Source organism: Paenibacillus marchantiae (genome assembly GCF_028771845.1).
Lineage (GTDB): Bacteria > Bacillota > Bacilli > Paenibacillales > Paenibacillaceae > Paenibacillus > Paenibacillus marchantiae.
Map to the genome: position 1 here is coordinate 2,558,885 of NZ_CP118270.1, position 20,200 is coordinate 2,579,084.

Genomic DNA, 20,200 nt, shown 5'->3' on the forward strand with positions numbered 1-20,200 from the left:
AGACAATCTGCATCATAATTTGCTGACTTAAATAGGAGGGATACGAGATGGAGCTAAAAGAGTATATGCAAATTTTACGAAAACGAATTTGGATCATTATTGCTTTTGTTGCTGTTGCATGTATTGGGGCAGGGGTTAAAAGTTATTTTTTAACGGTACCTCTATATGAGGCGAACGCTAAATTAATCGTGAACCAGGCATATAACGTTCAAGGTGTTCCAAGCCTTGATATTAGTTCAATTCAAACCAATATTAAAGTAATTAGTTCTTATATGGAAATCATTAAATCTTCGGCAATCCTCGATAAAGTAGCTACTACATACCCCGATCTTGGCATGAACGGTAATGAGCTGGGACAGATCCTACGGGTATCCACGGCAAATGAATCCCAGGTTATGAATTTAACCGTCACCGGTTTATCTTCTGAGAAAGCGGCAAAAACCGTAAATGCCGTTGCCAAAGTGTTTAAATCCCAAATCCCCGTAATTATGAAAGTGGATAATGTAACCATTCTGAGTGAAGCCAAACCCACGGATTCCTCTGGACCCATCAATGTCAATCCCGTTATGAACATCCTAATCAGTTTCTTTGTCGGACTTCTATTATCTATAGGGTTGATATTCCTGTTGGAATACTTGGACGATACTTTGAAAACAGAGGATGAATTGGAAAAAGAACTGCGTATACCTGCACTAGCCGTCATCTCGAGAATCCGAAAAGAAGACGCCCGTTTTTCCAAGCAATCAACAACATCTCAAAAACAGGTAGGTGATGGCCAGTATGCCACGGTTAACCAATGAAAAAGGGACCCTTGTAACGATGGCTAATCCCAAGTCTACATCATCTGAAGCATATCGGAAGTTAAGAACCAATATCCAATTCTCATCGATTGATAGTCAGATTCAAACGATCATGATTGCTTCGGCATTGTCCGGCGAAGGGAAAACTACAACGATCGGCAATCTGGCAGTTACCTATGCCCAAGAAGGAAAAAAGGTACTGCTTATGGATACGGACCTGCGAAAACCTGCGGTGCATCGCATGTTTAATGTTCCTAACCATGTAGGTCTGACCAGTGTATTATCCAGCCAGTATAAAGTTACGGAAGTACTTCGGGAAACTGGAGTGGAAGGACTGCATGTCCTGTCTTCCGGCCCTATACCTCCTAACCCTTCAGAGATGATTGGATCTCGTAAAATGACGGCTTTGCTCCAGGATTTGAAGGAAGAATACGATGTGATTTTATTTGATACACCTCCTGTTCTGGCAGTTACGGACGCTTTAATTATTAGTTCATTGTGTGATGGTGTCATTCTTGTTGTGAGCGCGGGCAAGGTGAAGAAGGATTTCGTTAAAAAGGCAAAAGCCCATCTCGAACATGTGAACGCACGTATCCTCGGAGCGGTCTTGAATAATGTGCAGCTGCCCAAAAGTCGGAGTTCTTATTACGGCGGAAATGCATAACGAATGTGCGCATTAAACTAAAGATCATATCGTCAAGGTGATGTCTACTATACCTTTATCAAGGTAGGCACTCGGTCACACTGTGGGTAGTGTACCTTAGACGTATATCGTCAAGGGTGTGATGTGAGGTTGGGTTTAATGCCCTTTTATGAAATTAAAAGTAAGAATTGCATCAATTTATTTCATGGTTTCATGGTTTCATGGATTTAAATGATCCAACTCATGCTTTTAAACATAAAAAAATAATAATGGATAGGGTGGTATTTATGACTAAAGTGAGGAAAGCAATCATTCCCGCAGCCGGCTTGGGAACCCGATTTTTACCCGCTACAAAGGCAATGCCTAAAGAAATGCTCCCTATTGTGGATAAACCGACCATTCAATACATCGTTGAAGAAGCTGTAGCTTCCGGAATTGAGGACATTATTATTGTAACGGGCAAGGGAAAACGTGCGATTGAAGATCATTTTGATAGCGCGTTTGAATTGGAGCAAAATCTGCTCGAAAAAGGAAAGCTCAGCTTACTGGAAGAAGTCCGGAAGTCCTCCAACGTTGATATTCATTACATAAGGCAGAAGGAAGCGCTGGGACTCGGGCATGCGGTATGGTGTGCTCGAAACTTTATTGGCAATGAACCGTTTGCTGTCTTGCTCGGCGATGATATTGTGGTTTCTGAAGTACCGTGCACGAAGCAGTTAATTCAGCAATATGAGAAGGTCAAACAATCTGTACTCGGTGTGAAAACGGTGAGTCCAAGTGAAACCTACCGCTACGGAATTATTGATCCCCTGCATACAGAGGGACGCTTATCCTCTGTAAACAGCATGGTTGAAAAACCCCCGTTGGGTACAGCACCTTCCAACTTGGCTATTATGGGCCGTTATATTTTGACACCTAAAGTATTTGAGTATCTGGAAGAACAAAATGTGGGTGCGGGTGGTGAGATTCAACTCACGGATGCGCTGCAAATGCTGAATCGGGATGAAGGAATTAGTGCTTATGATTTTGAAGGCTCCCGGTTTGACGTCGGTGAGAAGCTGGGCTATATCCTGACCACACTTGATTTTGCTCTCAAAAATAAAGAATTGCGTGCGCCGGTCCTAATGGCGATAGAAGAGATTCTGATGAAGGAACAATTGAACCAAATGCTTGTAGCAGGAGGGGATAGTCTGTGAAACTTTCAAGACCGGAATACTTTGGGAGTGGAGAAGCCCTGGCCAAGGATGGCACTTCGGCAGTATTAGAACAGCCTTACTCCCAGCGTGTTGGCGGATATGCTGACGTAATAAAACCGTTTATCGATTTTATTATTGCGGCTGTGCTGTTGCTGATTACATCACCGGTCATGCTTGTTGCAGCAATTATGATTAAGCTTGATTCCAAAGGACCTGTAATATTCAGACAAGAACGTTACGGGAAAAACGGAGTTAAATTTAGTATTTATAAATTCAGAACGATGCGTACGGATGCGCCGAAATATGGCGTATCTCCAACGACAAGTAATGATCCAAGAATTACACGGCTGGGTAGATTGCTTCGTAAAACTAGCATGGATGAGCTGCCACAATTGCTTAATATTATCAAGGGTGACATGAGCTTCATAGGTCCCAGACCTGAAATGAAGCGAATCGTAGAAGAAAGCTACACGGATCTGGAGCGCAGACGTTTTCTGGTGAAACCAGGGATTACTGGATTATGGCAAGTAAGTGATGTTCGTAAGGAACCGATTCATCATAATCTGCAATATGATTTTCACTACATCTCTAACGTATCTTTAAAAATGGATATCATTATCATTTTTAAAACCGTTGGCGTTATGATCAAAAGTAATACATTTTAACCTACTCATTAGATAATATGGAGTGTGATCGCATTGAAACATGTTGTAGTGACTGGCGCGGCCGGTTTCCTAGGCTCACATTTAGTCAAATCATTAATTGATCAAGGACATCAGGTTACCGGAATAGATAACCTTTCAACAGGCGTTTCTAAAAATCTGCAAGAGGTGGCTAACAGCCCCCTCTTTTTTTTCCGTGAAGCTGATGTTACGCTACCCGACTCATTGGATTTTCTGGTAGATCAGTCAGTAGATGAAGTCTATCATCTGGCTTCACCCGCTTCACCCAAGTTCTATCAGGCAGATTCGATCGGAACGATCTGGGTGAACACTCGAGGAACCTATCATTTGTTGGAGCTCGCTCGTACCAAAGGAGCAAAGTTCCTATATTCGAGTACGAGTGAAGCTTATGGAGATCCTGAAGTGCATCCGCAGCCTGAGAGTTATCGAGGTAACGTGAACACTTGGGGGCCTAGAGCCTGTTATGATGAGGCCAAGCGTTTGGGTGAAGTTTTTTGTTATGAATACTACACGAAACACAGTGTTCCCGTGAAGGTGGCGCGTATTTTTAATACGTATTCATCAGGACTTCGGAACGATGATGGCCGTGTTATTTCTAACTTTGTAACACAGGCACTGACAGGGCAGGATATTACGGTGTACGGCGACGGATCACAAACACGCTCGTTCTGTTATGTGGATGATAACATTCGAGGACTACAACAACTGATGGCTGTAGATAGAGCAAATGGGGAAATTATCAACATTGGTAATCCCACGGAATATAGCGTACTTGAAGTTGCTCGTTTGGTTAAAGAGCTTACGCAATCAGACAGCAATCTCGTTTTTTTACCTTTGCCAGAAGATGACCCTAAGGTAAGACGTCCGGTAATTGACAAGGCTCGAGAAATTTTAAATTGGGAACCTGAGATTGGCTTGGAAGAAGGATTAAAACTTACGATCGACCATTACCGGGCTATGCTGCTGGAAACCTCATGAAGCTGATAAAAGTGAGTTGAGATGAGTGCATAAAATATTGATTGCCCACAGTTTGTATCCACCCCATGTCATTGGTGGGGCTGAAATATCCACACAAATCCTTGCTCAGACTCTGGATCCAAGTTATGACGTAAAGGTCATTACAGTAGGGGGACACAAGGAAGGCGAAGTGAGGAAAGATTCCGTTAACGGGATTGAAATCTTGAGATTGCCGTTTAACAATCGTTACTGGATTGGTGATTCTTCTAGGCAAGTATCTACCTCTGACAAAGTGTTATGGCGAGTTCAGGATATATTCAACATCAGACAGTATCGGCATATTAAACGATATCTTGCGCTGACACGTCCGGTTGTAGTCCATACCCAGAATATCCCTGGTCTCAGTCTGGCGATCTGGAAAGCAGCGTTTGAACTTGAGATTCCAGTGGTGCATACACTTCGGGATTTTTCACTGATTGAGCCTATTCAAATATCAGCGTACTCCAGAGTGTACAGACAAATTTCGAAGAGATACAGCCGCATGATCTCATCGGTGATTGGTATATCGGAACATATCCTCAGGACGCATACAGCGATGGGGTTCTTCGAACACGCCTCTAAACATGTGATTCATAATATTGTAGAGAGTAATGATAATGTTCAGGACTTGTATGCTGACAAGAAGGTTCGTCATGATCAGCCGCTGAACATAGGATATTTTGGACAATTAACAGAAGTAAAGGGTGTTCATTATTTGATTGATGCAGTAAAAAAATTAGATCAGAAGGTTTTAGGAAAGTTGTTCATTCACGGTGATGGTCCGATGCTGCATCAATTGCAAGAACTGGCTGAGTCAGAACCGCGTATCATTTTTATGGGCAAACTGGATAAATCACAAATTGCTCGGAGGATGGCAGGGATGGATTTGACCATCGTGCCTTCCACATGGGATGAACCTTTTGGCAGGGTGGTCATTGAGTCGTATCAGGTAGGTACACCCGTCTATGCTTCAAAAGTTGGAGGAATGCCGGAGATTTTGATGGATGCAGGGAGATTTTCATTTGCAGCCCATAGTGCAGATGAGATTAGCAAGGCGATTCTCAACTATTATGAGCTGTCTGAATTGGAAAAAAATCAAATGAAGCTTCAATGCTTTGCACACAGTCAATCCTTTAATGAAGATTACCTTCTCAAGGAGCACACCAACATCTATGAGAAGCTAATCAGGTGTGGGGGTTAACATGTCCATGACTTCTTTGGATGCCAGAACCAAATCACATGCGTTTGCCCAGATGAGATCCGAATCTCCATCTGCATTGTTTACGGTGTCCATGCATTTTTTGCTTATCTATCTATCCATCTACGGTTTGATTTCAATTTATGTGGATAATATTGTGATTCGTTCTTTGAAAGACGTAGGTATGGTGTTTATTTCTATTTTTTCTCTTGCTAGAGTATATCGTCATCAGGTTTCTTTCTTAAATCCGTTCTTATTTATAATGGGATCCATTGTAGTGTTGGGAGCATTGAACGTATTGCTGGGTTCAAGTGTCGTTACGTTGATCTATGGTATCAAAATTACGTTTTTGCCTCTCGTGATGTTATTTACAGGCATGCTTATAGCTCAATATGATGGAATTTATGCATTTGCCAGAACTAACCTGATCATTTTTGTGATGCTAATTGCGGGATGGTTAATTCAATACTCTTTGGGCATAGAAAAGCTAATCAGCATGGGATTTGTATACGGAGTGAATATCAAAAACTATCTTGAGGGAGTACCACGCCTATCTTCTATTACTTATTCACCTGATGGCTACGCGTACGCTCTTCTTATGACAGGTATAATTGCTGAACGAACCAGAACTGCAGTGAACCATCGGAGTTTTCGAATAGTGATCCAGCTGTTGACAATCAGCTTCTTGCTGTTATCGACCATTCGATCAGCACTGTTACTATGGTTCGTATATCAAGTGGCCATGTTTTTTCTGCATATTCGTAAATATAGCAAAAAAAACACATTGATCTTAGGCGTTACTTTCATGTTGCTCCCAGCAGCTGTATTTTTCGGAGGAAAAATGCTGCAATCCAAAAATCTGCTTTCCAGTTCTTCCCTATTAGATCGATTGCAGTCATGGGGCAGCAATCTGACCTCTCCGTTCACAATGAATGGAATGATCGGTAATGGGATTGGTTCAGTAGGGGCTGCAAGCCGGAGAACGCATATGATAGGACTAAACTCCAGTAATTTTGCGGTAGACAATCAGTACTTTTCCTTATACGAACAGACAGGTTGGATCGGAATCATTTATTTTATCGCATTTTTTATGTGGATCGTTGTCTCGCTCGTGAAGAGAATGGATAAAAGACCTGATTCGAATTCTTTGCGTATGCCTCAGGTAGGGCTCGCTCTCGGAGTAGGAGTTGCAGCCGCAAGTTTAACAACGAATGTACTTGAGTTGTTTCCTGCCAACGTTCTTTTCTGGATGTTCATTGGCATGGCTCTCAATCAGTATCGCGAAGCAGAGGATATACCATACAAAGCGGGTGAGCTTAAATGAAGGTTTTGCATATAGGAGAATACGTTGTTGGCGGGGTAGCGACATATTTAAACGAGCTTGTTGCATACCAACGTCATATTTTTGATGTTTATTTGTTGATGAGCGACTATAATTCGGCTTCTGATTTCGATTTGGAGCCGGAACGCATTTTTCGTTACAAGTATAAGCGCCATCCCAAACACTTTTTCTCGGCCATGAGACAGATTCACCAAGCCATACGACGTATTCAACCGGATATTATTCATGTTCACAGCTCATTTGCGGGTATGCTCGCAAGGGGCTTGTTTTTTATTTCTCCCCGTAAAGCCAGCGTATTTTATTGCTCACATGGATGGTCCTTTCTAATGGATACTAAGCCTTTACATAAAAAGGCTTATTTCATGATCGAGAAAGTGCTGGAGTTCAAAACAGATTTTATCATCAATATTTCGAAGTACGAGTTGGAACAGTCCGTTCAATTAGGGATGTCTCCTGCCAAATCAAGGTTTGTGTACAGTGGATTGCGGGATCGTAAAAATACCCAGCGACCAGATCATTCTTCATCAGTTGTTCGAGATGATTTGGATAAGACGAGTGTCATTCAGCTCTTATTCGTTGGCAGATATGATCGACAGAAAGGACTAGATATCCTTCTGGATGTCATGGGTAAATATCCTGAACTTCAACAATTGATCCGGCTTTATGTCATCGGTGATAGCGTGTTGGAAAAGAATGAGTGGAATTTTCCTGAAAATGTTGTTCGGTTGGGTTGGGTGGACAATGCGGAAATTGACCACTATTACGAACAATGCGATGCAATTATCATGCCATCCAGGTGGGAGGGATTACCCTTGGTAGCACTGGAAGCTATGAAGAACCGAAAGCCAGTAATCGCAAGTAATCGAGCCTCTTTACCAGAGCTAATCTCACATGGCATGAACGGATACATTTTTGATCTTGAACGACCAGAAGAGCTGCGAGAGATCCTAATGAATCTCAATAAAATGACGCTTACTGCCATGGGAGAAGTCGGTCATGGCATCTACAAGGAGCGGTTTAGCTCTAATCGAATGAATGAGGAGTTTGTTAGTCTCTATTATGAAGCTAAGGATATGGGCGTTACCTTCCAGGGGATTCATCCGGCTTCACGTCTGGAAATTTCAAAGAGAAATGGAGAATGACATGATTAGAATATATATTAATGCCCGTTTTCTAACTCAGACCGTTACCGGGGTACAGCGGTATGCTATTGAGCTTATAAAGGAAATAGACAAACTTATTGAAGCCGGAGAGGTGGATGGAACAAGGTATGAGTTTTGTCTGTTATCCCCTGCCAACGTTATTACTAAACTTGAATTAAAGCATATCCGTCATCAGGTGGTCGGCAGATTCAAAGGACATTTGTGGGAGCAGCTTGAACTTCCCCTTTACGCAAGAAAAGGATTGCTAATTAACCTGTGTAATACAGGCCCGGCGTTTAAACGAAATCAGGTCGTAACGATCCACGATGCATCGGTATTTAGTTATCCGAAGGCATTTTCCTTTGCTTTCCGTTCATGGTACCAGTTTTTGACCGTTAGGTTGGGGAAGATATCCAAAAAGGTGATTACGGTATCCAATTTCTCCAAAGGAGAACTGATCCAACACTGCAAAATTGCTGCGCAAAAGGTAACCGTCACTCATTTGGGCATTGATCATATTCATCATAGGCAGGCTGCCGAAGGGACGCTTGAGAAATACGGGATCCAATCACCATACGTCCTGGCTGTCAGCACCATGAATCCATATAAGAACTTCAAGCTGATTTTGGATATTTTGCCTGAGGTGAAGGCGCAAAATCTGAGTGTAGTCATTGTGGGATCGAAAAACAGCAAAGTATTTAGCAATCACGCATTGAACGAAACGGATGGCGTAAATTGGGTGGGTTATGTGACGGACGAAGAGTTAAAAGCATTGTATGAACATGCTGCTGGCTTCATTTTCCCGTCGTTGTATGAAGGTTTTGGCTTGCCGCCGCTTGAGGCGATGGCGCTCGGGTGTCCGGTGATTGTATCTTCTCGAGGGTCCATTCCGGAAATATGCGGGGAAGCTGGACTTTACTTTGATCCTCATCACCCGCAGGAAGCCGCTTCACGTCTAGTTGAGATTATGTCTGATCCCGAGCTTGGTCAGAAATTGTCCATTCAGGGCAGAGAGCATTCGGCTTTTTTCTCCTGGAACAAATGTGCCAAGGATACGGTCAATGTTATCATGAGTACGGTGTAAGAAGGCTTTATGCGGTCTTTCAAGGGAGATAAAACCTATGAATAAAGTATTTGTTGCTATTGATTTCCCACCCGAAAAAGGAGGGATTCATGATTATGCTTATGGACTTATATCTCAGATTCCGGCTGAAGAGACCACGGTTTTAACGAATAAAATAAAGAATGTTGCAGAGTCCGAACAATTTGACCAGAAGACCGATTTCCAGATTATCCGGAAGCGAATTTTTTGGAATTCCAATAAGCTCCTGCTCGTCTTATCGCAGCTTATCCTAGTCTTCCAGCTTATTATTCTCAAATGGCGCAAAAAAACGGACGAAATACACTTTGTCAACATATTCCCAGTAGGCATCGCAGGCCCGTTTATGAAAACTTTTTTTGGGGTTAAATATTTCCCTTATGTTCATGGCTTGGATGTTATGGGGATGGTGAACAGCAAGTTGTTTCCACTCCTGTTGTTCATTTTGAGGCGGTCTGACAAGGTGATTGCCAATAGCCAGTATACCAAGTCAAAGTTGGTGGAGCTCGGCATTCCGGAGATGCAGATTGTCATTATTCCACCAGGGTTAAACGTAAGCAAACTAAACGGTGGTTCTGATTTCAATGAAGACATTCGCGATAAATATGATCTGCATGGCAAAAAAGTGATGATAACCGTCTCTCGTTTGGTTGAGCGCAAGGGACATGATGTCACTCTTAAAGCTATAAGTCATGTAATCAAGCGGATTCCTAATCTGAAATATCTAATATGTGGAGATGGTCCACACAGAGGCGAATTGGAACGTCTGGTGAAGCAGTACGGGTTAGATTCTGTAGTCGTATTCACAGGCGGCATCACTGACCACGAGCTGCATCAGTTATATGAATGTTCTGATCTGTTTGTCATGCCTAGCCGTGATATTAAGGAAAAAGGTGATGTGGAAGGTTTCGGAATTGTATTTCTTGAAGCCAATTACTACAGATTACCTGTGATTGCGGGTAATAGCGGTGGGATTCCTGATGCGGTAAAGGACGAAATAACCGGTTATCTCGTGGATCCTTTGGATGAGAAGGAAATCGCTAATCGAATTGAAGAATTGATTATGGATGAGGGACTGGCCAGAACGATGGGGAATAACGGTTATGATTGGGTTATCAATCATTGCCTATGGTCGCATCGCGGACAGCTATTGAAGCAACTCATCTAATTGTATCCACAATCTTCATGTTCTAATTTAGGAGGATTAAGGATGAAAATATGTATTGTTACCCATAGGATTGTTAAAGGAGAGGGACAAGGCAGAGTCAACTATGAAGTCGCAGTTGAAACCTTGAGGCAGGGCCATGAAGTTATTATGATTGCCAATGAGGTGGAGCCACAATTACTTGAGAATAAATGCGCTGCATGGATTAAGGTATTTCCTTCTCTCAAGTTGCCGCAGCTATTGCGCTATCAAATCTTTGCTTTTAAGAGTGCGATTCATATTCGCAAGCTAAGAAAAGCAAAACAGGTTGATCTTGTCATGGTCAATGGTTTTATCACCTGGACTAAAGCTGACATCAATGCTGTTCACTTTGTACACACCACATGGATTAAATCCCCCGTACATAGTTTCCGCGTACACCGCTCTTGGAAACGTTGGTATTTTGGTCTTTACACTCTTGTGAATGCGTATCTCGAACGGTACGCTTTTCGCAAAAGCAGTAAAATTATTGCTGTTTCCGAGAAAGTGAAGAATGAACTAATTAAATTGGGCATTAAGCACGATAAGGTGCAAGTCATTCATAATGGAGTGGATGTGCGTGAATTTTATCCCTGTGAAGCTGGGAAGAAAAGCAAAATGGATATCAACCCCAGCCAGGTTGTAGGTCTTTTTGCTGGTGATATCAGTAGTCCAAGAAAAAACTTGGACACCGTGCTAAAGTCAATGGTATCCGTGCCTGAGCTATCTCTTGTTGTAGCTGGTTCTACAAACAGAAGCATTTATCCTCAAATGGCCGAGGATCTGAATATTAAAGATCGGGTTCATTTTTTGGGTTTCCGCAAGGATATGGGACATATCATGCGAAATGTGGATCTGTTTATCTTCCCTTCACGTTATGAGGCTTGTAGTCTGGTTGTACTCGAAGCTCTTGCATCAGGAATACCGGTCGTTATAACAGAGGAATCGGGCGTAACTGAAATTATACAGAGCTCAGGCGAAAATATGCCCTCAGGAATTGTCCTGAGTGATCCAAACGATGCAGAGCAGTTAACTAATGTTCTCAATTCTCTTATTCTTAATGAGACAAAAATGGAAAAAATGGGTAAAGTATCTAGAGAAATTGCATTGCGAAATGATTGGAAAATGATGTCTAGGAAATATTTAGACAGTTTTGAAGAGGTTCTGTATCAGAAAGAAAAGAAACGCTCCCTAAGAACACGGAGTGTGGAGGTTGAATCATAATTACGCCTGGCTAAACAGAGAGAGGTTAATCTTATGATGGAACTGGCTTCGAAAGGGAATATCAAACAGCGAAGTATGTACACATCCATATTAATGACCAGTTTTGCCAACATTCTGATAATGGGAATTACAACAGTGACATCTATTATTACTAGTCGAATGTTTGGAGCGGAAGGAAAGGGTGAACTGGCTGCGATTCTGTTTTGGCCAGGATTTCTTACCAATCTGGCAACGTTAGGCTTGCCAACGGCACTAATCTATTATATCAAAAAAAATAGTAATCAAATCCCTGTATATATGGGGATGGGATTTCTAGTGCAGATTCCAATTAGTATTATTCTAGGATTCATAAGTTGGTTTGGGGTATCATCATGGTTATCGAATTATTCTGATTCGGTTATTTCCATCGCGAGGGTGTATATTACATCCCTTTCTCCCATTTTTCTGATCATTGGTGTATTAGCGGCGACGGCACAAGGTACAGAGAAGTTTCATATCTATAATCTCGCAAGGCTATTTGCCCCACTTATTAATTTCGTAGGGCTGGTTTTTTTATGGATTAGCGGAACCCTCTCATTGGAACGTGCTATTATTGTAAGTTTTATATCCTACTTCATTGTACTTGGCTTCTATGCGTACACACTTCGGGTGCATATCTCAATACAGATTTCCGAAGTTATGGGTCACATCAAATCCAGTTTGCACTTGTTTACTTTTGCTGCAAGAGTAAGCGGAGTTGAGTTATTCAACACACTTTATAATCAGTTTGATAAAATTATTATTTTAGCGTTGTTAACCCCGCGTGATTTTGGTCTGTATTCCGTCGTATACGCACTATCCCGTATGTTTAATGTATTCCAGACGGCAATAACGAACGTCATATTCCCAAAAGCTGCTGGATTGGAGCAAGAAAAAGTATTTAGCCTTGTAGGCAGGTCGTTTAGAATCAGCATGATTTTTATGATGATCATTGTTGTGCCTAGTATGATCGTTGGTCGTTTCTTTATAGGTTTATTATTTGGCGAAGAATTTTTGGATGCCAGCAGTGCTTTTTATCTCCTCTCATTGGAATGTGTTGTGGGCGGGGGAGCGAGCATACTGGCTTCTTCATTTAACGCTCTTGGACGGCCTGGAGTAATTCTGGTTGGACAGAGTTCTGCTGTTGCCATAACCATAACTTTATTTTTCCTGCTTACACCTAACTACGGATTACATGGAATTGGGCTTGCTCTGCTAACAGGTTCTGTCGTGCGGATTATGGTTTCTCTGATCTCATTAAAAAAAATATACAGTATTCCGATGAAACAAATGGTTTTTAACAAAGAAGATATTCATTTTTTGCTGGAACGCCTTAACCAGCAGAAATTATTGAGGAGAGGTAGATAAGACAGAATGAAAGCTCAATGTGTGTAAAATATAGAGAGTGGAGTGATAACCATGAGAATCGTACTTCTCTCTGGTGGATCAGGCAAGAGGTTATGGCCCTTATCCAACGATACGAGATCGAAGCAGTTCTTGAAAGTACTGGAGGGCCCTGAAGGGCAGACGGAATCCATGGTTCAACGGGTATGGAGGCAACTGCAGCATACGGGATTAAGCGAACAGGCCACGATTGCAACTAGTAAGCCACAGGTGGAGATTTTGCGGAGTCAACTGGGCGATGAGGTTGATCTTGTCGTAGAGCCGGAACGCAGAGATACCTTTCCCGCAATTGCCTTGGCAGCTGTTTATCTGTACTCGGTACAGGGCGTCAGTCTGAACGAAACGGTTGCTGTACTTCCCGTTGATCCATATGTGGAGGAATCCTTTTTCTATAAAGTTACGGAGCTTGAAGGAGTGTTGGATGAGTCTGGTGCGGAGCTCGCACTAATCGGGGTAAAGCCCACTTATCCTTCAGAGAAATACGGTTATATTATTCCTGATCCACATGAAACCGAAAAACATAACCATTACGCCAAAGTATCACGTTTTCAAGAAAAACCCTGTGAGACTGAAGCGGCAGAGATGATAGAGCAATCTGCCCTTTGGAATTGCGGGGTTTTTGCATTCAAGCTGAACTATCTGATTAATCTGCTGATCTCCCTTGAACTGCCAATTCAGTATGAAGAGATGCTCAAACAATACGGAAGATTACAGAAAATTAGCTTTGATTATCAAGTAGTCGAAAAAGCCAGTCACATTGTGGTTACACCTTATGAGGGATATTGGAAAGATCTCGGCACATGGAATACGCTGACGGACGAAATGAGTACCCATATTGTGGGCAAAGGTGTAATGACGAATAGCTCGGTAAACACACATCTGATCAATGAGTTGAATATTCCGGTGTGTGTGCTGGGAGTATCCAATCTTATTGTTGCGACGAGTCCGGATGGAATTCTGGTTAGTGAGAAAGAGGCAAGTCCACAGATTAAAGAGATTCTTAAGGATGATAATCAACGTCCTATGTATGAGGAACGCCGCTGGGGTTGTTACAAAGTGCTTGATTACACGCGTAATGCCAGAGGAGAAGAGGTATTAACTAAACGCATTATTGTTGAGGCAGATAAGAATTTTTCTTATCAATACCATCTCAAACGAAATGAAGTATGGACAGTTGTTTCGGGACAGGGCGAACTGATTCTGGATGGTGAACTGAGATTGCTTAATCAAGGGGATGTTATCTCCATCCTGGCAGGTAGTAAACACAGTGTGAAAGCCGTAACCGAACTTGAAATCATTGAAGTTCAGATGGGCAGTGAGCTGGTGGAAGAGGATATTGTGCGAATCGAGATGGAATGGACAGATATTATCCAAAATTGCGTGAATTGGGGGAAAACAAGATGAGTATTGCGGTGATTGGAACAGGGTATGTAGGTCTTGTATCGGGAGTATGCTTTTCGGAGATCGGCAACCAAGTCATCTGTGTGGACAACAATGAGGCCAAAGTAGAGATGCTCAACGAGGGCAACGTGCCCATCTATGAGCCTGGCCTCAAAGAGTTGATGGCTTCCAACATGCAAGCAGGCAAACTATCATTCACCTCCAATATTGCTGAAGCGATTAGCCAGTCGGATATTATCTTTATCGCTGTAGGCACGCCTTCTCTTCCGAGCGGCGAAGCCAACCTGAGCTATGTGGAGCAAGTAGCTATAGAGATTGGAAGTCACATTGAAAGCTACAAAATTATCGTGACCAAAAGCACCGTTCCTGTAGGCACCAATGATCGTGTCCGTGAGCTGATTAGCAGTATTTCATCTCAGCCTTTCGATGTGGCTTCTGTTCCCGAATTCCTCCGGGAAGGATCTGCGGTCAAGGATACGCTGAATCCTGACCGGATTGTCATTGGAACAGACAGTGATCGGGCAATTAAAACACTGAAGAAACTTCATCGGCCATTGACCGAGAACCTGATCATTACGGATATTCGATCAGCCGAAATGATTAAATATGCTTCCAATGCATTTCTCGCAACCAAAATCTCATTCATTAATGAAATCTCGAATATATGTGAAAAAGTAGGAGCCGACGTTACAAGAGTAGCCGAAGGCATGGGCTATGATAAGCGTATAGGAGCTTCCTTTTTGAAGGCAGGCATTGGTTATGGAGGTTCATGCTTTCCAAAAGATACACAGGCTTTAATTCAAATCGCGGGTATGGTCGATTATGATTTCAGACTGTTAAAATCCGTTGTCCAAGTAAACCAAGATCAGCGTTTACATGTCATTCACAAACTGGAAGAGGCGCTGGGATCTTTAAAAGGAAAAACAATTGCTGTCTGGGGGTTAGCTTTTAAACCGGAGACAGATGACGTGCGGGATGCTCCAGCGATCGATATCATTCAGCATTTAAGTGATGCTGGAGCAGTCATTAAGGCCTACGATCCCATCGCAACTGCGAATTTCCGTAAAGAGGTAGATGTCGCCTCCATCACGTGGGAAGAGCATCCACTTCATGCTGCTGAAGGAGCAGATGCCTTGTGTGTGTTGACTGAATGGAAGGAATTCGCTCATATCGATTTGAATGAACTGGCCAAAATCATGAAGGACCCAATTATGATTGATGGTCGTAATTTGTATAGTGCTGAACAGGTGCAGGCATCTAATCTTCAATATTATTCTGTTGGTCGTCCAGGTTTGACGAAGCTGGAAGGGAAAGCGGCAGCAATCATTTAACCGCTATTCATCATCTTGAATGTGAGTGAGGAAGAACACATGAAAAAGTGGATGAAAGTTACCATCTGGATTGTTTCCTTGTTTGTAGTTGTTGTGTTTGGTTATGCCATATATCTCTATCAATCCGTTAAATCAACCGCTGACCAAATCTATGAGCCCCGGAATCCTGTAAGGCCCGTCTCGGTCACAGATAGCAGAGGTGGGCTACCAGTGGATATCAACAGTAAAGAGCCTTTTAATGCACTTATTCTTGGCGTGGATGAGCGTCCTAATGATCGAGGGCGCTCGGATACGATGATTGTACTGAGTGTGAACCCAGGGAAAAAACAAGTGCTCATGTTTAATATTCCAAGGGATACAAGGACAGACATTGTGGGACACAATACAGTAGATAAGATCAATCATGCTTATGCCTTCGGAGGCGTGGACATGTCGGTAAATACCGTCGAGCAATTTTTGGGAGTCCCCATTCATTATTATATGAAAGTGGATATGGAGGGCTTTGCCAAAATCATTGACCTGGTCGGAGGCGTGGATGTAAATAATCCTTTTGCATTTGATTATGAGGGCCAGAGTTATGATCAAGGGAATATTCATCTGGACGGTGTTGCTGCGCTCGGTTTTTCAAGAATGCGCTATGATGACCCGAAAGGGGATTTGGGTCGTAATGATCGACAGCGTGAGGTTCTGAAGCAGATGCTTAAGAATACGATGCAATTCTCCAGTGTACTTCATATCCAGAATATGCTTGATGAACTAGGTACTCATGTCAGAACGGATGTTACTTTTGATGAGATGAAGGAACTTCTCCTTGATTATCGTAATGATCTGGAGAATGTAGATACGGTGGAAATCAAGGGTAAAGGCGAGAAAATCAATGGGATTTATTATTACATCGTGGATCAGCAAGAAAAAGATCGCATTCACGGAATAATTGAAGAACATTTGGAGAAATAAACAGAAATAATGAAAGGCTTATGAAAGTGGTGAGAACCTTGCTTATGGAGGAGGACTACGGGAAACGAACGCATAAACATAGACGTAAACAACGACCTTACGTTTATATCTTGTCACTGCTGCTGATTGCGGCTTGGGTTTTGGTGATCTGGCACTTTTCGACCCAATCTTATCAGCAGCAGACTATCCAGCCTTGGCTGCATAAATGGTCTGAAAAGGTAAAGATCGGATTTGCACTACCAGATGTGAAATTCACATACGGTGAGCTTGATTATTCCTTAAGACAACGACCGTATGATTTTGTTGAGTTCATATTTCGGAAAAGTGCACATTTATTTGTATATGCTGTGCTGGCGGTGCTTATCTATGGTGGGCTGAGATACAGGAAAATGCGGATGTTCACTTGTATCGCTGCTGCCCTGGCCGTAGTAGCGGTTATCGCCTCCATTGATGAATATATTCAGCAGTTCAGCCCTAACCGGACGAGTTCAATCCGTGATGTCGGCGTGGATCTGCTTGGCGGATGTGGCGGAATTGCCTTATATGTGGGGGTTAATGTCGTTTTCAGAAGATTCAGGTCTCCAAGGCGATCGTCAGTCAAAAGAAAGTGATTTCCCAGGAAATGCTGCTCGCCAGTTCCCGCTTCTACTTGCTTGCCATCCATCATAAGTATGGAAGTAGGACAAGGGGGACGGGGTATGCTGCGAAGAAGGAACCGGAATGCGTTACTTAAAAAGATCGGATTCATAGTACTTGTGCTGCTGCTGTTGTGGCTCATAGGCAGAACCATCCCATATCTGTTTCGTGCAGATGCACCAGATGAAGCTGCTGCCATTGCCCAGGAGTTTTACAAATATGAGCAGACGGGTGATTTCGGCAGTTCATGGGAATTGTTTCATCCATTGATGAAAGAACGTTTTCCCAAAAGTGCCTATTTACAGTCGAGAGCGCATATCTTCATGCAGCATTTTGGGGTGGAAACCTTTGATCTGGAGATGGAAAAACCAGAGCGAGAGTTTGACGTTACGGTAATTGATGGCGTTAAGCCATTTGCAGAGGCATATCGCATTGGTGTTACCCAGAAGTTTACGGGAACCTTTGGTCAATTTAAAATCGTGCAGAATTGTTATATCGTAAAGGATGGGGACGATTGGACATTGCTTTGGTATTATCCGAAGAATGGAGATGCCGAGACTGAGCATGACAAAACTGAATGATATTATTAACCCATACTATGTGCCGAATTGTATCATTTGTACTTGAAAAGGCTCTATGAATGCGAGACTTTAGTCGCATTTATAGAGCTTTTTTTGCATTTCATTTCTTTTTAAACCTTTAAGGGGTTGACATTAGTCCCGGTGTCAAGTAAATTACGAGTTAGATACAAAATGTATCAAAATTCAGCGTCTAACGACAAATAACAGGGACTTCAATGCTCCTTGTGAGGGGAAGGAATATCATTGATTGAAACGGACCGCTTTTACTGTGTCAGTTGTGGGATGATTGTGTCGGTCGCTAGGGGCTCTGTCGAACTAAAGGAAGAGGACTGTGGAGGCAATCACGTATTTCGCACCGGATTTTATCGGAGTGAGATGCCGCTTGGATGCTGTGAAGCGTGTGTAGTTCAAACGAAACGTCAGGGGAAATCCCAGTTTGCGGGACAATATACTAAAGATTATGATACACTATCTTCATATGAGAAGCGGGCATGATGTGAATGCCCGTTGATGAAGGAGGAAATGGAATGCAGCAGGAGCCGGTCGTCCGTCTTCAGGGCGTCAGTAAAATCATCTCCTCCCGATCATTGGTCAGTGACCTGACTCTGGATATTTCTCCGGGGCAGGTTTTTGGTTTTTTAGGACCCAATGGGGCGGGGAAAACAACAACGATTCGAATGATGGTAGGGCTGATGTCCATCAGTCAAGGAGATATCATCATCTCGGGACACAGTGTAAAGAATGAATTTGAACAGGCCATCGCTCAGGTTGGGGCTATTGTCGAGAATCCAGAAATGTACAAGTTTCTGACCGGATATCAAAATCTCGTTCACTTTGCCCGGATGTCACCTGGTATTACGAAAGAACGCATTGCCGAGACGATTGAACGTGTTGGGCTTACAGCACGCATTCATGACAAGGTAAAGACCTATTCTCTGGGTATGCGCCAGCGTTTGGGCGTGGCCCAAGCCATATTACATAAACCAAAGTTGTTGGTATTGGATGAACCCACCAATGGGCTCGATCCACAGGGAATACGGGAACTTAGGGATTATTTGCGTCAGCTCTGTCAGGAGGAAGGGATCACCGTCTTTGTATCCAGCCACTTGTTGTCGGAGATGGAATTGATGTGTGATACCGTTGCGATTATCCAAAATGGCAAATTGATTGATGTGAGAAATCTCAGAGCTGAGGCGGGAGCAGACGTACTTACTGAAGTTGCTTTTGAGGTAAATGATGCTCCACGTGCAGCCGAACTAATTAGCGAAGCTACAGTTCAGGGCAATGCCATTGTGATTCGTTTATCCCGTGAGCAGATTCCGGACTTGAATGCGAGGCTGGTCAGTGAAGGGTTCCAGGTATACGGTATCCGTAGCGTAACCCATACGCTGGAAGATCAATTTTTGCAGGTGACTGGGGGCGGAAGCATTGGGTAATTTCGGCAATCTCATTATGAATGAAAACATGAAAATTTTCCGTCGTCCGCGTACTTGGATTATGTTATCTATTCTGGCATTAATTTCGCTGTTGATGCCGGTTCTGCTCAATGAAGGCATGGGGTCCAGTGAAGTTCCATACTGGCAAGCAGCTATTACTACCGTTCAGGTCGTCTTTTTCCTGAATACTATCTTCTGTGTCGTCATTGCAGCCGAAGCGGTGGCCGGAGAGTTCACTTGGGGAACCATTAAACTACTGTTGATTCGTCCGTGGTCACGCAGCAAAATACTGGCATCCAAATATTTGTCCGTGATTGGATTCAGTATTCTGAGTACGTTACTTGTTGTTATTATGGCAACCGTAATGTCGTATATGCTGTTCTCCCATTCCGTAACTCCGGATGGAAGCGGTGCTTCTGCATCACACGCATTTGCACTATGGGGATATCTGTACGTGGACTTGTTTATTACGCTCGCTATTGCCTTTATGGTCTCCTCCGTGTTTCGTTCGGGAGCTCTGGCCATCGGTTTGTCTCTATTTATCATGTTTACACAGAATTTGTTCTCATTGATCTTCAATCCCGTTCGTTATGAATGGGCCAAGTATGTTCTGTTCAATAACATGGATCTCAGTCGGTATATGGATCCAGTGACGGACTTTAGTATGTTTGATGGTGGGAATACAGGCATGACACTTGGCTTTTCTGTTGCTGTGCTAGCTGTATATTATGTTGTTTTCATGTTGATCTCATGGGTTGTATTCAACAAAAGAGATGTGGCAGGCTAATCGCCTGCTTCTCTTTTTTTACCCAATTTCTCCTTCAGGATGGAAAAGAGAGTATATTCAGCATTCGCTGTGGCATGACTAGCATTTAAGGGTACATATAATCATACATAAGAATACGGCTTGGAATGGAACACGCTGTCCAA

General features: G+C 42.9%; 20 protein-coding genes. All 20 read left to right on the top strand.

The genetic code is table 11. The features are described 5' to 3' along the window. The first annotated feature begins 47 nt into the window (after window positions 1-47). The 20 genes from PTQ21_RS11540 to PTQ21_RS11635 all read left to right on the top strand — a co-directional run bounded on the left by PTQ21_RS11540 (window position 48) and on the right by PTQ21_RS11635 (window position 20,057). Window positions 48-800 (top strand): YveK family protein, encoded by a 753-nt coding sequence (locus tag PTQ21_RS11540; RefSeq protein WP_274569951.1) that lies wholly within the window; start codon window positions 48-50, stop codon window positions 798-800. Continuing rightward, window positions 781-1,464, top strand: a complete 684-nt coding sequence (locus tag PTQ21_RS11545; protein ID WP_274569952.1) for a CpsD/CapB family tyrosine-protein kinase — start codon at window positions 781-783, stop codon at window positions 1,462-1,464. The genes PTQ21_RS11540 and PTQ21_RS11545 overlap by 20 nt, the downstream gene beginning before the upstream one ends. Window positions 1,465-1,730: 266 nt before the next feature. After that, a complete protein-coding gene (galU, locus tag PTQ21_RS11550; RefSeq protein WP_053783444.1) occupies window positions 1,731-2,639 on the top strand; it encodes a UTP--glucose-1-phosphate uridylyltransferase GalU in 909 nt (302 codons plus the stop codon). Beyond that, entirely contained in the window at window positions 2,636-3,304 is a 669-nt protein-coding gene (locus PTQ21_RS11555; protein WP_274569954.1) for a sugar transferase, read from the top strand. Before galU ends, PTQ21_RS11555 begins: the two co-directional genes overlap by 4 nt. Window positions 3,305-3,337: 33 nt before the next feature. Next, window positions 3,338-4,300, top strand: coding sequence for an SDR family NAD(P)-dependent oxidoreductase (locus PTQ21_RS11560; RefSeq protein ID WP_274569955.1), 963 nt, complete (start codon window positions 3,338-3,340; stop codon window positions 4,298-4,300). A 25-nt stretch (window positions 4,301-4,325) separates the two neighbouring features. Beyond that, a complete protein-coding gene (locus PTQ21_RS11565; protein WP_274569956.1) occupies window positions 4,326-5,519 on the top strand; it encodes a glycosyltransferase family 4 protein in 1,194 nt (397 codons plus the stop codon). A gap of 1 nt (window position 5,520) precedes the next feature. Then, window positions 5,521-6,840, top strand: coding sequence for a hypothetical protein (locus PTQ21_RS11570; protein WP_274569957.1), 1,320 nt, complete (start codon window positions 5,521-5,523; stop codon window positions 6,838-6,840). Beyond that, window positions 6,837-8,000 carry a glycosyltransferase gene (locus PTQ21_RS11575; protein ID WP_274569958.1) on the top strand — a complete coding sequence of 388 codons (1,164 nt, stop codon included), beginning with the start codon at window positions 6,837-6,839 and terminating at the stop codon, window positions 7,998-8,000. Before PTQ21_RS11570 ends, PTQ21_RS11575 begins: the two co-directional genes overlap by 4 nt. Before the next feature lies 1 nt (window position 8,001). Beyond that, window positions 8,002-9,084: a glycosyltransferase family 4 protein gene (locus PTQ21_RS11580; protein WP_274569959.1), complete on the top strand. Its 1,083-nt coding sequence runs from the start codon at window positions 8,002-8,004 to the stop codon at window positions 9,082-9,084. A 37-nt stretch (window positions 9,085-9,121) separates the two neighbouring features. Beyond that, the gene (locus PTQ21_RS11585; RefSeq protein WP_274569960.1) at window positions 9,122-10,267 is read left to right on the top strand and encodes a glycosyltransferase family 4 protein; all 1,146 of its coding nucleotides are present in this window, start codon (window positions 9,122-9,124) and stop codon (window positions 10,265-10,267) included. Window positions 10,268-10,309: 42 nt separating this feature from the next. Next, a complete protein-coding gene (locus PTQ21_RS11590) occupies window positions 10,310-11,506 on the top strand; it encodes a glycosyltransferase family 4 protein (protein ID WP_274569962.1) in 1,197 nt (398 codons plus the stop codon). 93 nt (window positions 11,507-11,599) lie between these two features. Continuing rightward, window positions 11,600-12,892 (top strand): lipopolysaccharide biosynthesis protein, encoded by a 1,293-nt coding sequence (locus PTQ21_RS11595; protein ID WP_274569963.1) that lies wholly within the window; start codon window positions 11,600-11,602, stop codon window positions 12,890-12,892. Window positions 12,893-12,943: 51 nt separating this feature from the next. After that, window positions 12,944-14,332, top strand: a complete 1,389-nt coding sequence (locus PTQ21_RS11600; RefSeq protein ID WP_063564502.1) for a sugar phosphate nucleotidyltransferase — start codon at window positions 12,944-12,946, stop codon at window positions 14,330-14,332. Then, window positions 14,329-15,660, top strand: a complete 1,332-nt coding sequence (locus tag PTQ21_RS11605) for a UDP-glucose dehydrogenase family protein (protein ID WP_274569965.1) — start codon at window positions 14,329-14,331, stop codon at window positions 15,658-15,660. The genes PTQ21_RS11600 and PTQ21_RS11605 overlap by 4 nt, the downstream gene beginning before the upstream one ends. A gap of 39 nt (window positions 15,661-15,699) precedes the next feature. After that, window positions 15,700-16,617: an LCP family glycopolymer transferase gene (locus PTQ21_RS11610; protein WP_269053630.1), complete on the top strand. Its 918-nt coding sequence runs from the start codon at window positions 15,700-15,702 to the stop codon at window positions 16,615-16,617. Between the two features lie 44 nt (window positions 16,618-16,661). Then, entirely contained in the window at window positions 16,662-17,228 is a 567-nt protein-coding gene (locus PTQ21_RS11615) for a VanZ family protein (RefSeq protein WP_274569967.1), read from the top strand. An 87-nt stretch (window positions 17,229-17,315) separates the two neighbouring features. After that, window positions 17,316-17,834, top strand: coding sequence for a hypothetical protein (locus PTQ21_RS11620; protein WP_274569968.1), 519 nt, complete (start codon window positions 17,316-17,318; stop codon window positions 17,832-17,834). Between the two features lie 243 nt (window positions 17,835-18,077). Then, a complete protein-coding gene (locus PTQ21_RS11625) occupies window positions 18,078-18,329 on the top strand; it encodes a hypothetical protein (RefSeq protein WP_064640103.1) in 252 nt (83 codons plus the stop codon). Window positions 18,330-18,361: 32 nt separating this feature from the next. Further along, window positions 18,362-19,270 (top strand): ABC transporter ATP-binding protein, encoded by a 909-nt coding sequence (locus PTQ21_RS11630; protein ID WP_064640101.1) that lies wholly within the window; start codon window positions 18,362-18,364, stop codon window positions 19,268-19,270. Further along, on the top strand, window positions 19,263-20,057 hold the full coding sequence (locus tag PTQ21_RS11635) for an ABC transporter permease (RefSeq protein WP_063564496.1): 795 nt from the start codon (window positions 19,263-19,265) through the stop codon (window positions 20,055-20,057). Before PTQ21_RS11630 ends, PTQ21_RS11635 begins: the two co-directional genes overlap by 8 nt. Window positions 20,058-20,200 lie beyond the last annotated feature (143 nt).

What these genes read in the sequence shown, in the direction of transcription:
- PTQ21_RS11580 (WP_274569959.1), top strand. Translation starts at nt 8,002, where the DNA reads ATGATTAGAATATATATTAATGCCCGTTTTCTAACTCAGACCGTTACC.
- PTQ21_RS11540 (WP_274569951.1), top strand. Translation starts at nt 48, where the DNA reads ATGGAGCTAAAAGAGTATATGCAAATTTTACGAAAACGAATTTGGATC.
- PTQ21_RS11615 (WP_274569967.1), top strand. Translation starts at nt 16,662, where the DNA reads ATGGAGGAGGACTACGGGAAACGAACGCATAAACATAGACGTAAACAA.
- PTQ21_RS11630 (WP_064640101.1), top strand. Translation starts at nt 18,362, where the DNA reads ATGCAGCAGGAGCCGGTCGTCCGTCTTCAGGGCGTCAGTAAAATCATC.
- PTQ21_RS11590 (WP_274569962.1), top strand. Translation starts at nt 10,310, where the DNA reads ATGAAAATATGTATTGTTACCCATAGGATTGTTAAAGGAGAGGGACAA.
- PTQ21_RS11585 (WP_274569960.1), top strand. Translation starts at nt 9,122, where the DNA reads ATGAATAAAGTATTTGTTGCTATTGATTTCCCACCCGAAAAAGGAGGG.
- PTQ21_RS11610 (WP_269053630.1), top strand. Translation starts at nt 15,700, where the DNA reads ATGAAAAAGTGGATGAAAGTTACCATCTGGATTGTTTCCTTGTTTGTA.
- PTQ21_RS11575 (WP_274569958.1), top strand. Translation starts at nt 6,837, where the DNA reads ATGAAGGTTTTGCATATAGGAGAATACGTTGTTGGCGGGGTAGCGACA.
- PTQ21_RS11545 (WP_274569952.1), top strand. Translation starts at nt 781, where the DNA reads ATGCCACGGTTAACCAATGAAAAAGGGACCCTTGTAACGATGGCTAAT.
- galU (WP_053783444.1), top strand. Translation starts at nt 1,731, where the DNA reads ATGACTAAAGTGAGGAAAGCAATCATTCCCGCAGCCGGCTTGGGAACC.
- PTQ21_RS11620 (WP_274569968.1), top strand. Translation starts at nt 17,316, where the DNA reads ATGCTGCGAAGAAGGAACCGGAATGCGTTACTTAAAAAGATCGGATTC.
- PTQ21_RS11600 (WP_063564502.1), top strand. Translation starts at nt 12,944, where the DNA reads ATGAGAATCGTACTTCTCTCTGGTGGATCAGGCAAGAGGTTATGGCCC.
- PTQ21_RS11570 (WP_274569957.1), top strand. Translation starts at nt 5,521, where the DNA reads ATGTCCATGACTTCTTTGGATGCCAGAACCAAATCACATGCGTTTGCC.
- PTQ21_RS11595 (WP_274569963.1), top strand. Translation starts at nt 11,600, where the DNA reads ATGACCAGTTTTGCCAACATTCTGATAATGGGAATTACAACAGTGACA.
- PTQ21_RS11605 (WP_274569965.1), top strand. Translation starts at nt 14,329, where the DNA reads ATGAGTATTGCGGTGATTGGAACAGGGTATGTAGGTCTTGTATCGGGA.